The following is an 11,833-nucleotide window of genomic DNA, read 5'->3' as shown; positions in this document are numbered from 1 at the left end:
GACCCGGCGAGCAGGAATGGGGCCCCGACGACCCTTCGGCAAGCTCAGGGCCGGCGGGGCGAGGGCGCAGCCCTCGCACTCATGCTCAGGCGAGGTCGAAGACGAGCAGCTCGGCCGTGCCCTCCCCCGCCCCGGCGAGCGCGACCTCCGCCTCGCCGGAGAGCGCCGCGCCGTCGCCGGCGCGGAGCCGCTCGCCGTTCACCGTGGCCTCGCCGCGCGCCACCTGCACCCAGGCGTGCCGGCCCGGCGCGAGCGGGAGCGCGGCGCGCTCGCCGGCCGCGAGCAGCGTCGCGTACACCCGCGCGTCCGCGTGGATGGTGGTCGCGCCGTCGGCGCCGTCGGGCGCGGCGACGAGGCGCAGCCTCCCGCGCCGCTCGGCCTCCGGGTACTCCCGCTGCTCGTAGGAGGGCTTCAGGCCCCGGCGGTCGGGGATGAGCCAGATCTGGAGGAAGTGGACCTCCTCGCGGTCCGAGCCGTTGAACTCGGAGTGCATGACGCCCGTGCCCGCGCTCATGCGCTGCACCTCGCCCGGCCGCAGGCGGCCGCCGCCGCCGGTGGAGTCGCGGTGCGCGAGCGTGCCGGCGAGCACGTAGGAGAGGATCTCCATGTCGCGGTGGCCGTGCGTGCCGAACCCCTCGCCCGGCTTGACGCGGTCCTCGTTGACGACCCGCAGGGCGCGGAAGCCCATGTGCGCCTCGTCGTGGTAGTCGGCGAACGAGAAGGTGTGGCGGGTGTCGAGCCAGCCGTGATCGAAGTGGCCCCGGGCCTCGGACTTGCGGACGGTGATCATGCGCGGAACCTAACGGCGAACTCCGCGCCGTCCAGCGCAGGCCATCTCGATGGCCCCGCCTATGGGCGGGGGCGCGCGCCGTCACCCCGGCAGCGGGATCTCGAGCACCATGCCGTCGTGCGCCACGTCGAGCGGGCCCGGCCAGACCTCCCGCGCCTGCTGCACCAGCGGCTCCCAGGCGCGGTCGTAGCGGGTGGAGAGGTGCGTGAGCACCAGCCGCCCCACCCCCGCCTCGCGCGCCACCTGGGCCGCGCCGCGGGCGGTGGAGTGGAGCGTCTCCTCGGCCCGCTCCGCCTCGCCGTCGCCGAAGGTGCAGTCGTGGACCAGCACGTCCGCGCCGCGCGCCGCCTCGACGGTGGCCGCGCACGGCCGCGTGTCGCCGGTGATGACCAGCGCCCGGCCGCGCCGCGGCGGCTCGACCACCTCGTCGGGCCGCACCGCGCGGCCGTCGGGGAGCGTCACCGGCTCGCCGCGCTGGAGCGCGCCGAACAGCGGGCCCTTCGGGACGCCCAGGGACGCGGCCTTCTCCGGGTGGAAGCGGCCCGGCCGCGCGTCCTCGCGGAGCGCCCACCCGACGGACGGGGTGCGGTGCTCGGTGGGGAACGGGACCATGGCGCAGCCGTCGCGCCGCACCGGCTCGCCCGCGCGCACCTCATGGATGCGGACCTCGTAGCTGAAGCGCTCCGCGCCGGTGAACAGCATGGTCTCGAGCAGCCGCTTCGCCGGGCGCGGGCCGTACAGGTCGAGCGGCTCGGCGCGGTTCTGCATCGAGAGCGTCCGCAGGAAGCCGATGGCGCCGAGGTAGTGGTCGGCGTGGAAGTGGGTGAAGAAGATGGCCGCCACGTCGAACCCGGCGCCGAACTGGATGAGCTGCCGCTGGGTGCCCTCGCCGCAGTCCACCAGGAACAGCTCGCGCTCCCGCCGCACCGCGTGGCCGGTGAGGTTGCGGCGGATGGTGGGCTGGGCGGCGGACGTGCCGAGGAAGGTCAGGCGGAGCATGCCGGCCGGAATGTAGTCGAAGCGCGGGCCCGGCGGCACGCCGGATGTGCGGGACGGCGCAGCCCTCGCTAGGAGGACGCCGAGGTATAGCGCGCGATGGAGCGCAGCCACACCGCCCGGGCCAGCCCCGCGAACGCCACCGCGCCGGCGGCGATGACCAGGGCCCGGGGCGCCGCCAGCCGGCCCAGCAGCGCCTCGGCGGGGAACGTCGTCATGACCGCGAGCGGCACCACGAACGTGAAGATCACCCGGAGCGCGCCGCGGAAGACCGAGGCCGGCCAGCGCGCGGCGTCGTAGATGGACACGAACAGGAACGAGAGGTTGTCCACCTTCACCACGAAGAACGCGGCCGCGACCACGATGATCCAGAGCGAGTACAGGATCACGGTGGCGGCCGCGAACAGCAGGCAGGCCGCGAGGATCCCGCCCGCCTCCGGGAGCCGGCCCATGCGGTGGAACGCCACCGCGAAGATGACGAGCCCGCCCAGCACGTCGATGATGCGCCACGGCTCGAACTTGGCGGTGGACACGAGGAACTGCGCGTCCGCGGGCTTCAGCAGCACGAAGTCGAGCGTGCCCTTGCGGATGTGCTCGACCACGGTGGTGAGCGACGGGTTGACCGCCCCCTCCAGCACGCCCTTCATGAGCGTGAACCAGCCCATCACCACCAGCGCCTCGTCGAAGCTCCAGCCGGCCACCGCCTCGCGGCTGCCGTAGACCACCAGCAGCGGCACGAGCGACCAGCCGGTCCAGAACAGCGCCAGCGCGCCCTCCACCAGGAACTCGACGCGGTACTGCATGGCCACCGCGGCGGAGGCGCGGAACTGCACCGCGAGCAGGCGGAGGTAGCGTCCCACGCCCTACCCTCCGAACGCCGCGAAGCGGCGCAGCCCGAGCGCCCAGGCGCCCCGCGCGCCCAGGGCCAGCGCGGCCACGAACGTCCACTGGATGGCGAGCTCGGCGAGCGCGGCCGGGCGCGGGGTCATCCCGATGATCATCTCCACCGGGAACGCCAGCATGTACCGGAACGGCAGGAACCGCGCCGCGGTCGCCACCCAGTGCGGGAACAGCTCCAGCGGCACGAGGTAGCCGGAGAACACGCCGAACAGGCCCAGCCAGATCTCGAACAGCGAGCCGGCCTGGTCGATCCAGAACGCCAGGGCGCCGATGATCGCCATCGCGAGGAAGGTGATGAGCCAGGCGCCCAGCACGGTCACCGGGAAGAGCGCCAGGAGCAGCGGGTCGCCGGTGAGCCGGTCGCGGCCGACCACCAGCAGCGCGCCGAGCGCGATGGGCAGCGACACCAGCATGCGCACCGGGAGCGCGGAGAGGTTCTCCGCCGCGTAGGCGAGCAGCGGGTGGACCGGCCGGAGCAGCCGGAACGCGAGCGTGCCCTGGCGGATCTCGTAGTTCAGCTCCCAGATCACCCAGGCGCCGGTGAGCAGGCGCACCACCAGCGTGGCGAGGTAGTAGGCGACGAAGTCGCGCTGGCCGAACCGCCCCACCGGCGCGTCGCGGGCCACCGCGGTCCACAGCGCCAGCATGACGAGCGGCATGTTGGTGGAGAGCAGCCACACCACCATCTCGGCGCGGTACGCGACCGCCTCGGCGAAGCCGACCTTGAGGAGCGTGGGGATGGCGCGCAGGGTCCTGGGCACGGGCGGGCGGAAAGGTAGATCGCCGCGCGCCCGGGCGCCACGGAATGGCGCCGGGCGCTACCCGTACGACTCGCGCTTCACGCGGTCGCGCGGCACGCCCAGCTCGTCCAGGGCGCCGAGCGCGGCCTCCAGGAACCGGGGGGCCGGGGTCTCGCCGCGCTCCTTCGCGGCGGCGCGCTCGATGGGCCCGACCGCGGGGCCGCAGGCGTAGTACAGCGCGGCGCGCGGGTCCGGGACGAGCTCGCGCAGGAGCTCCGCCGAGATGCGGCCGCGCCGCACGCCGGGCCCGTGGCGCTCCGGCTCCGGCTCGCGGGTGAGCGTGTGCACCACGCGCAGGCGGTCGGGGTGCTCGGCCTCGAGCTGGCGCAGGCCGTCGCGGTAGATGACGTCGTCCCAGGTCCGGTTCGAGTAGACGAAGGTGTGGCGCAGGCGCGGGTGCTCGCGCAGCGCGTGCTTCAGGATCGACCAGTTGGGCACCGAGCCGGAGCCGGCCACCACGTGCACGAGGTGGTCGGTCTTCTCCTCGACGCGCGGGGGCAGCACGTACGGGCCGGTGAAGCCGGTGATGACGAAGCGGCTGCCCCGCGGCGTGCGCCGCACCAGCATCGGCGAGAGGAGCGGCGGGTAGCGCGTCTGCCCGCTCTGGTAGGTCTCCTCCTTCACCGTGATGGCGAGGTAGCGCTCGTGCGGCGCGGACGCGAGCGAGTAGGCGCGCGGCGCCTCGCGCTTGCCCTTCAGGTCCTCCAGGTAGGCCACCCACCGCTCGAGCGCCGGGAACTGGCGCGGGTCGATGGTGAGGAAGTGGCCGGCCAGGTAGTCGAGCCGGTCGTTGCCGGTGAAGAGCACGAGCGTGGTGGTGTCGGCGGTCTCCTGGATGACGTCGGCGACCATCACCTCGAGGTCCTTGATGCGCCGGCGCGGGACCTCGGTGCGGACGGCCTCGCCCTCCGGCGGGACGGCGGTGCGGACGACGCGGGTCTCGAGGGCGGGCTCGCTCATCGATGGGACATAGGCGGGGGTGCGCCGGCCCGCCATGCCGCGATCGAGTCGCCCGGGCCGTGGCGCCCGCGGCGGCGGGCGATCAGGCGTCGAGCCAGGCGGCGAACGCGTCGAAGGCGTGGGGCCGGCCGAGGAAGTCCTTCACCAGCTCCGCCGCGGGCTTGGAGCCGCCCGGCTCGAGCACCGCCTTGCGGTAGCGGCGGGCCGGGGCGGGGTCGAGCAGGCCCGCCTCGCGGAACGGGCCGAACAGGTCCTTCGCGATGACGAGCGACCACATGTACGTATAGTAAATGGCGCTGTACCCGTCGAGGTGCCCGAACGACTCGTGGAAGTAGGTGCCGGGCACGTGGCGGAACGGCGTGTAGCGCTCCTGCAGCTCGGCCACCAGCGCGGTCGTGTCGAGCGCGGCCGGGTCGCGCCGGTGCAGCTCGAGGCTGGTCGCGGCGTAGAACATCTGCTGCCGGACCATGAGGCCCTTGCCGTACTCGTCGGCCGCCTTCATCCGCGCCACCAGCTCGGCGGGGATGGGCTCGCCGGTCTCGACGTGGCGCGCGAAGGTGGCGAGGACGGCCGGGTCCCACACCCACTCCTCCAGCATCTGCGAGGGCGCCTCCACGAAGTCCCACTCGGTCGCGACGCCGGACTGGCCCGCCCAGCGCGTGTGGCCGCCGAGCACGTGGTGCAGCAGGTGGCCGAACTCGTGGAAGAACGTGCGGACGTCCCCGTGCTCCATGAGCGCCGGCGCGCCCGGCGCCGGGCGCGGGAAGTTGCACACCAGCACGCCCTCCGGCAGCCGCCGCCCGGCCTGCCCCGACGCGAGCGTGAACTGGGCGTAGTGCTTGTACTTGCCGTCGCGCGGGTGCATGTCGAGGTACACGCGGCCGAGCAGCGCGCCGTCCTCCACCACGTCCCAGGCCTCGACCTCCGGGTGCCACACCGGCGCGTCCGGCGCGCGGCGGTAGGCGATCCCGAAGATCCGCGCCGTGACGTCGAGCACGCCCTGCTTCACCCGCGCGTACTCGAAGTAGGGCCGCACCGACTGCGAGTCGAAGCCGTAGCGCTCCGCCTTCACCCGCTCCTGCAGCCAGGCCGAGTCCCAGGGCTCGACGCGGTCGGCCCCCGGGCGCTCCTCGCGCTTGCGCTCGAGGAGCTGCGCGTGGTCGCGCCGCATGCGCGCCTCGGCGGCGCGCGCGATCCGCTCGATGAAGTCGGCCGCCGCGCCCTCGCTGCCGATCATCTTGTCCTCGGTGACGTAGGCGGCCCAGCTCGGGTACCCGAGCAGCCGCGCCAGGTCGCTGCGCCGCGCCAGCATGCGCGAGAGGACCTCGAGGTTGCGCGGGTGGCCGCGCAGCCGGTACAGCCGCCAGAGCGCCTCGCGCGCGGCGGCGCTCCGCGCGTAGGTGAGGAAGGGCACGTAGTCGGTGTTGTCGGTGGTGAGCGTCACCCGGCCGTCCGGCCCGGGCGGATGCGCGCGGCGCCAGTCCTCCGGGAGCCCGTCCAGCGCGGCCGGCTCGACCTCCAGCCGGCGCACGTCGTCCTTGATGTTGCGCCCGAACTCCTGCCCGACCCGCACCAGCTCCTCGCGGAGCGCCTTCACGCGCGCGCGGGTGGCGTCGTCGCGGTCCACGCCCGCCCGGCGGAAGTCGCGCAGGCTCTTCTCGACCAGGTGGCGGGTGGCGCCGTCGAGGCCCGACGGGTCCAGCCCCGCCAGCGCGTCGTACAGGCCGCGATCGAGCGACAGCTCGGTGGAGAGCGCGTCCACGTCGCGCTCCGCCGCCTCGGCCGCGTCGCGCAGCGCCGGGTCCGGGTGGACGTTCCGGGCCAGGCTCGCGCGCGAGGCGGCCTCGGAGAGCGCCGCGAAGGCGGCGTCGAACGCCTCCAGCGTGGCCAGGCCGCCCGCCGGCCCGAGCGCGCGGGCCCGGGCGGCCTCGGCGCGGGCGCGGTCCATGTCGCGGCGGCAACCCTCCGTGAAGGCGGCGGGCGTGCCGGTCAGCTCGCGGGAGGCCTCGGGGCGCAGGGGCTCGGACATGGCCTCATGTGTACTTCGCCCCGGGCCGATCCGCACGGGGCCGGTGCGGGGCCGCACCCGAGGTGCGCGCGGGGCCGCGGCCGCGCGCGCACCGGCCCGCGTCCCTCACAGCTCCGGCTTGGTCTCGCGCATCATGAGCGCCGTCACCGCCTCGCGCGGCGCGAGCCCCTCGTACAGCACCCGGTAGATCGCCTCGGTGATGGGCATCTCCACCCCGAGCCGCTTCGCCAGCTCCCGCGCGCTGCGCGCGTTCCGCACGCCCTCCGCCACCTGCCCCAGCTCGCGCTGGATCGCGTCGGCGGTCTTGCCCTCCGCGAGCCCGCGCCCGACGGTGCGGTTGCGCGACAGGTCCGACGAGCAGGTCAGCACCAGGTCGCCGAGGCCCGCCAGGCCGGACAGCGTGAGCGGGTTCGCGCCCTTGCGCACCGCGAGCCGGGTGATCTCGGCGAGCCCGCGGGTGACGAGCGCCGCCATGGCGTTCGCGCCGAAGCCCATGCCGTCGGAGATGCCGGCCGCGATGGCGACGACGTTCTTCACGCAGCCGCCGATCTCGCAGCCCACCACGTCACCGGAGGTGTACGGGCGGAACGTCTTCGTGTGGAAGGCGTCCTGCACCTGCTTCGCGATCCGCTCCCAGCGCGCCGCCACGGTGACCGCGGTGGGCAGCCCCTTCGCGACCTCCTTGGCGAAGGACGGGCCGGAGAGGACCGCCAGGTAGGGATGGAGCGGCACCGGCAGCACGTCCTCGATGACCTCGGTCATGGTCATGAGCGTGTCGAGCTCGATGCCCTTCGCGACGCAGACGATGGGCGTGCCCGCGTGGACGTGACGCTTCGCCTCGATCACCACCGGGCGGACGGCGTGCGAGGGCACGGCGAGGACCACCAGCTCGGCGCCCTCCAGCGCCTTCGCGACCTCGGCGCTCGCGTGCAGGGTCGGCGGGAGCTGCAGGCCCGGCAGGTAGCGCTCGTTGCGGTGGTTGCGCGCGATGTCGTCGAGGACCGCGGCGTCCTTGTCCCACGAGGTGACGGTGTAGCCCTTGCCGGCGAGGAGCGAGGCGAGCGCGGTTCCCCAGGAACCGGCGCCCAGGACGGTGGCGCGCATGATGGGTTCTCCTTTGCGGCCATCCTAGCCAGGACCGGTCCGCGAAAAGCTCTTGATTGTGCGGGGGATGCCGTGATGGGGCGGAACGCCGGGGCGTCCCCGGCGATGCGCGGTGCGTCAACCCGCCGCGGCGGCCACGGCCGCGAGCACGATCACCACGCCCAGGGCCACCGCCGCGGGGCGCCAGGGCTGCAGCCGCCACGCGAACGGGCGCTCGTGCTTGCGGTGGAAGCGCGGCAGCGAGACGTACTCGCGCCAGCCCTCGTCGCGCCGGCGGCGCGCGCCGTCGCGGTCGCCGAGCCGGTCGAGCGCGCGCGCCAGCCACAGGCGCCCCTCCACCGATCCGGGGCGCTCCACCAGGAGCCGCTCCAGCGCCTCGCGCGCGCCGGCCGCGTCGCCGCGGGCGAGCCGCTGGCGCCCCAGCTCGAGGTCGAGCTCGCCGGCGCGGAAGTCGGGGTCCGCCGCGCGGGCCACGGCCAGCGCGCGCTCCGCCGGCTCGGCCTGCCCGCTCCGCCCGAGCGCCGCGCCCATCAGGAACGCGGTGTGCGCGTCCTCGTCCCCTGCCTCGACGTTGGGCCGCAGGACCTCGGCGGCCCGGGCCGGCCGGCGCCCCGCGAGCAGGAGATCCGCGAGCTCGAGCCGCGCGCGGCGGTCGTGCGGGTTCACCTCGAGGGCGCGGGTGAGCTGGAGGCGGCGGCGCCACCGCGCCACGCCGCGGAGCGGATCCGGCAGGACGCCGACCGTCATCCGGTCCGTCGCCCACCAGACCGCGAGCAGGAGCGCCAGGGCGCCCAGCGGGCTGCCGGTGAGCTGGACGAGCAGGTAGAAGAGGATGAGCTTGGACATGGAGCGGCGGGAGCGTACCCGCCGGCGCCCCGGGATGCGAGCGCCGGCGGCCCGCCCTCACCGTTGCGCGGCCACCACCTGCACGTCCTGGCCGTACTCCGGGCGATACGGGCCCGCCGGGATGCCCGGGCCGGGCCACGCGAACGCCTGCGCGTTCGCCTGCCGCGCCAGCGGCATGTAGTTCGGCGAGGCCTTCGTGACGGCGGCGTTCACGAGCGCGCCGACGAGGCCGCCGCCGGAGTTGCCGGGCTGGTAGCTCATCGACCGGCGCTCGGTCCAGAGCGTCTGCCCGGTCTTGCCGTCCTTCAGCACGTACTCGAACTCCACGTTCACCTGGGTGGTGACGACCATGTACTTCGCCTCCCACCGCTCGATGGAGGCGAGGAGCACCGCGTCGGCCCCGAACAGCGAGCAGAGCCGCACCGGGTCGGCGCCGTGCACGAGCGACGCGTCGGCGAGGCCGTCGTCCTCGAGCACGCGCTTCACCAGGTTCACCGGGAAGACGTAGTAGCCGCGCTCCGCCACCGGCACCGGCAGCGTGGAGAGGAAGTACTCGGGCGCGTCGATCTCGACGCTCTTGTTCACCACCGGCACCACCAGGATGGCGCGCGGCCGGGCGGCGTCGAAGGCCGAGTAGTCCTTCTTCACCTGGGCCGTGCCGCAGGCGGAGAGCAGCGCGGCGAGCGCCGCGAGCGATGCGAGCCGTCCCATGGTCACCTCCGCTCCAGCGCGCCGGCCGGCCCGCGCGTGGCGGCGGGCTTCGCCGCCGCCTTGGTGGCCTTCACCGGCACCGGCTTCGCCGGCACCGCGGCGGCGGCCGCGGGCGCCGCCGGCGCCTTGCCGCCGCGCCGGTCCGCGAGCCCGATCATCTTCTGCATGAGCACGCCCGACTCCGGCCACTTCTCGCGCTCCAGCTTGAAGTAGCGCGAGGCGTCCTCGTACCGGGCCTCCTCGTAGAGCGCGTAGCCGTACTCCGCGTAGCAGCCGGGCGGCACCTTCTCCCCCGCCTGCTCCGCCCCGTCGATGACCACGCGGAGGCGCTCGACGAAGGCCTCGCGGTCCTGCGGGTTCTTGTAGTGGGCGTACAGCGCCTCGTCGTACTCGCCCCAGCGGTAGAGCGTGCGCCCGGCGCACCCCTGCAGCAGGGCCGCGGACGCGGCGAGGACGAGGGCCGCTCGCGCGGCGCCACCCGGGAGGCACGCGCGCATCAGTGCACCCTCACCGTCTTCAGCTCGCTCTCGACGAACACCGTCTGCCGGAAGACCGCGGCGCCGGACGCGTCGCGGACCTCGACCTGGTGCGTGCCCGGCTCGACGCGGAGGACGGTGGGGTTGCCGTCGTACGCGCGCGCCTCGCCCACCGGCTGCCCGTCCACCACCAGGACCGCGCCGCTCGGCGCGCCCACCACCGCCAGGCTCGGGCGGCTCTCGACCGTCTTCACCGTGGTCTGGGGCATGGCGCAGCCCGCCACCAGCGCGGCGGTCGCCGCCGCGAACAGGACCTTCCGCATGGCGCACCTCACGGCGTCGGCTCCGCGACGAACAGCCTCGCGAGCGCGCCCTTCTCGATCGCGCCCGAGGTCAGCTCGCACACCGCGCCCTCGCTGGTCTCGCCGTCGCCGAACAGCGACAGCACCTTGAGCGTCCCGACGCGCTTCGGCGGGAGCGCCACCTCGAAGCCGGTCTGCCGGCTCCTCACCTTGTTGCCCTCCTCCATCACCGCGAGCACGTCGCCCTCGCGCACGCCCTGGTGGCGCCCGCCGGAGATGAAGACCTGCCTGCCCTGCACCTCCAGGATGTCGGAGCGCCAGGGGCGCGCCGCCAGCGTGGAGACCAGCCGGTCGATGACGTCGGAGATGGCCGCGGCGATGGCGCGGTCGTTCAGCGTGGCGTCGTACTCGGCGCGGCTGCCGAAGCCGGCGATCTCGCCGGACTCGGTGCTCGCCTCGCCGGCCCCGAGCGCGGAGAAGTAGGCGTGCCCGGTCTTCACGTCCACCAGGCGGATGTCCACCTTGGCGCGGGCGGTCTGCACCTTGGTGCTGCTGAGGAAGCCCTTCTTGCCGCCGACGGAGCGGCCGAACTCGGTGACCGACCCGGAGATCACGGTGTCGGCGCCCACCAGGCCGGCGACGCCGCCGAGCGCCTGCTCGCGCTCGAGCTTCTGGAGATCCGGCCGCTCGAGCACCACGAAGCTCCCCGACATGACGAGGCGCGACGTCAGCATGTCGGAGGCCTGCTTGCCGATGCGATCGAGGTCGGCGTCGTTCAGCAGCGAGCGGCCGTAGCTCGTCTCGTTGGTGAAGCGCGCGATGGCGATCCGGGTCTTGTAGCGCTTGGCCGACGGCGCGGGCGCCTGCGCCTGCTGCTGGGCGGCGACCTGGGCGGCCTTCGGGACGGGGGACTCCACCTCGACCGGAGGCTGCGAGACGGTGGCGCACGCCTGGAGCGCCAGCGCCGCCGCCGGCAGGGCGAACCGGTTCCGCATCGGACTCTCCTCCGCACCGGGTGCGGGAAAGGGACGCGGCACGGTAGCACGGGGGATGTTCCGGTGAGTGAACCGAATCGCCGGCCCCCGGTCCGCGGGACGCGTGGATGGAGGCGGGGCGCGCAGGGAAGGGCGCGGTGTGCGATGGAGGCGGAGGTCCGGGCCGTCACCCGACCGCGGCCGCGACGGCCCGCTCGAACGGGCGCGGGGCCATCGCGGCGAGGGCGATGAGGCGGCGGCGGAGCCCGGGGCGGCGCGAGAGCGCGAGCACGAGCCGGGTCCAGCGGGCGTACGGCCCGTAGCGGCGCCGCCAGGCGGTCTCGTACGCCGCCAGGTCATGGGCGGTGGCGCCGCGGGCGAGCGCGCCCGGGAGCAGCGCGGCGAGGTCGATCGCGCACCCGAAGGCGAGCGAGAGCCCTTCCCCGGTGACGGCGTCGAGGTAGCCGGCGGCGTCGCCGAGCAGCACGAGCCGGTCCGCGACCCGCGCGCGCGCGGCGCGCGCGAGCGGGCCGGCGCCGCGGGCGGGCGTCGCGAACGCCGCGCCGTCGAGCCGCGCCGCGAGCGCCGGGAACCTCCCGAGCAGCGCCTCGAAGGAGCGCGCCGCGCCGCGCTCGAACAGGAACGCGACCCCGACCTGCCGCGGGCCCACCGGCGTCACGTAGGCCTCGACCCCGTCCCCGAAGTGCACCTCGACGGCGTCGCCGGCGTCCGGGACCTCCGCGTGGCGGCGCACGCCGAAGCGCTCCGGCGCGCGCACCGGGCGCTCGAGGCCGGCGCGCCGCCGCGTGGGCGAGCCGAGCCCGTCGGCCGCGACCAGCACCCGCGCCTCCGCCGCCGCGCCGCCGGCGAGCGCGACCCGCACCCGGTCGGCGAGCACGCGGTGATCCCGCACCTCGGCGCCCTCCCGGAGCTCCGCGCCGGCCT

General features: G+C 75.0%; 13 protein-coding genes. All 13 read right to left on the bottom strand.

The window, feature by feature from the left end; all coding sequences use genetic code 11:
• Nucleotides 1-85: 85 nt before the first annotated feature.
• Nucleotides 86-790 carry a pirin family protein gene (locus PSR1_RS16710; RefSeq protein ID WP_059438600.1) on the bottom strand — a complete coding sequence of 235 codons (705 nt, stop codon included), beginning with the start codon at nt 788-790 and terminating at the stop codon, nt 86-88.
• Between the two features lie 81 nt (nt 791-871).
• The gene (gene rnz, locus PSR1_RS16705; protein WP_059438599.1) at nt 872-1,789 is read right to left on the bottom strand and encodes a ribonuclease Z; all 918 of its coding nucleotides are present in this window, start codon (nt 1,787-1,789) and stop codon (nt 872-874) included.
• 68 nt (nt 1,790-1,857) lie between these two features.
• Nucleotides 1,858-2,646 carry an ABC transporter permease gene (locus PSR1_RS16700; protein ID WP_059438598.1) on the bottom strand — a complete coding sequence of 263 codons (789 nt, stop codon included), beginning with the start codon at nt 2,644-2,646 and terminating at the stop codon, nt 1,858-1,860.
• 3 nt (nt 2,647-2,649) lie between these two features.
• Nucleotides 2,650-3,447 carry an ABC-2 family transporter protein gene (locus PSR1_RS16695; RefSeq protein WP_059438597.1) on the bottom strand — a complete coding sequence of 266 codons (798 nt, stop codon included), beginning with the start codon at nt 3,445-3,447 and terminating at the stop codon, nt 2,650-2,652.
• A gap of 57 nt (nt 3,448-3,504) precedes the next feature.
• Nucleotides 3,505-4,482: an oxidoreductase gene (locus PSR1_RS16690; RefSeq protein ID WP_059438596.1), complete on the bottom strand. Its 978-nt coding sequence runs from the start codon at nt 4,480-4,482 to the stop codon at nt 3,505-3,507.
• Nucleotides 4,483-4,528: 46 nt separating this feature from the next.
• Nucleotides 4,529-6,475 (bottom strand): M3 family metallopeptidase, encoded by a 1,947-nt coding sequence (locus PSR1_RS16685; protein ID WP_059438595.1) that lies wholly within the window; start codon nt 6,473-6,475, stop codon nt 4,529-4,531.
• Between the two features lie 105 nt (nt 6,476-6,580).
• Nucleotides 6,581-7,579, bottom strand: coding sequence for an NAD(P)H-dependent glycerol-3-phosphate dehydrogenase (locus tag PSR1_RS16680; protein WP_059438594.1), 999 nt, complete (start codon nt 7,577-7,579; stop codon nt 6,581-6,583).
• A 117-nt stretch (nt 7,580-7,696) separates the two neighbouring features.
• Nucleotides 7,697-8,425 (bottom strand): lipopolysaccharide assembly protein LapB, encoded by a 729-nt coding sequence (locus tag PSR1_RS16675; protein WP_059438593.1) that lies wholly within the window; start codon nt 8,423-8,425, stop codon nt 7,697-7,699.
• A 57-nt stretch (nt 8,426-8,482) separates the two neighbouring features.
• Nucleotides 8,483-9,136, bottom strand: coding sequence for a GNA1162 family protein (locus PSR1_RS16670; RefSeq protein WP_059438592.1), 654 nt, complete (start codon nt 9,134-9,136; stop codon nt 8,483-8,485).
• A 2-nt stretch (nt 9,137-9,138) separates the two neighbouring features.
• Nucleotides 9,139-9,633: a DUF4810 domain-containing protein gene (locus tag PSR1_RS16665; RefSeq protein WP_059438591.1), complete on the bottom strand. Its 495-nt coding sequence runs from the start codon at nt 9,631-9,633 to the stop codon at nt 9,139-9,141.
• Nucleotides 9,633-9,935, bottom strand: a complete 303-nt coding sequence (locus PSR1_RS16660) for a hypothetical protein (RefSeq protein WP_059438590.1) — start codon at nt 9,933-9,935, stop codon at nt 9,633-9,635. The genes PSR1_RS16665 and PSR1_RS16660 overlap by 1 nt, the downstream gene beginning before the upstream one ends.
• Nucleotides 9,936-9,943: 8 nt before the next feature.
• The gene (locus PSR1_RS16655; protein WP_059438589.1) at nt 9,944-10,909 is read right to left on the bottom strand and encodes a CsgG/HfaB family protein; all 966 of its coding nucleotides are present in this window, start codon (nt 10,907-10,909) and stop codon (nt 9,944-9,946) included.
• 166 nt (nt 10,910-11,075) lie between these two features.
• Nucleotides 11,076-11,833 (bottom strand): NAD(P)/FAD-dependent oxidoreductase (locus PSR1_RS16650; protein ID WP_059438588.1); only part of this gene is annotated, 758 nt, incomplete at its 5' end.

This window comes from Anaeromyxobacter sp. PSR-1 (assembly GCF_000964525.1).
Classification (GTDB): domain Bacteria; phylum Myxococcota; class Myxococcia; order Myxococcales; family Anaeromyxobacteraceae; genus Anaeromyxobacter.
This window is presented reverse-complemented; position numbering and strand designations above follow the sequence as displayed.

Excerpts from the sequence above, each read along its gene's own strand:
- PSR1_RS16660 (WP_059438590.1), bottom strand. The coding sequence starts at position 9,935 with ATGCGGAAGGTCCTGTTCGCGGCGGCGACCGCCGCGCTGGTGGCGGGC.
- PSR1_RS16665 (WP_059438591.1), bottom strand. The coding sequence starts at position 9,633 with ATGCGCGCGTGCCTCCCGGGTGGCGCCGCGCGAGCGGCCCTCGTCCTC.
- PSR1_RS16655 (WP_059438589.1), bottom strand. The coding sequence starts at position 10,909 with ATGCGGAACCGGTTCGCCCTGCCGGCGGCGGCGCTGGCGCTCCAGGCG.
- PSR1_RS16685 (WP_059438595.1), bottom strand. The coding sequence starts at position 6,475 with ATGTCCGAGCCCCTGCGCCCCGAGGCCTCCCGCGAGCTGACCGGCACG.
- PSR1_RS16680 (WP_059438594.1), bottom strand. The coding sequence starts at position 7,579 with ATGCGCGCCACCGTCCTGGGCGCCGGTTCCTGGGGAACCGCGCTCGCC.
- PSR1_RS16670 (WP_059438592.1), bottom strand. The coding sequence starts at position 9,136 with ATGGGACGGCTCGCATCGCTCGCGGCGCTCGCCGCGCTGCTCTCCGCC.
- PSR1_RS16690 (WP_059438596.1), bottom strand. The coding sequence starts at position 4,482 with ATGGCGGGCCGGCGCACCCCCGCCTATGTCCCATCGATGAGCGAGCCC.
- PSR1_RS16675 (WP_059438593.1), bottom strand. The coding sequence starts at position 8,425 with ATGTCCAAGCTCATCCTCTTCTACCTGCTCGTCCAGCTCACCGGCAGC.
- PSR1_RS16710 (WP_059438600.1), bottom strand. The coding sequence starts at position 790 with ATGATCACCGTCCGCAAGTCCGAGGCCCGGGGCCACTTCGATCACGGC.
- rnz (WP_059438599.1), bottom strand. The coding sequence starts at position 1,789 with ATGCTCCGCCTGACCTTCCTCGGCACGTCCGCCGCCCAGCCCACCATC.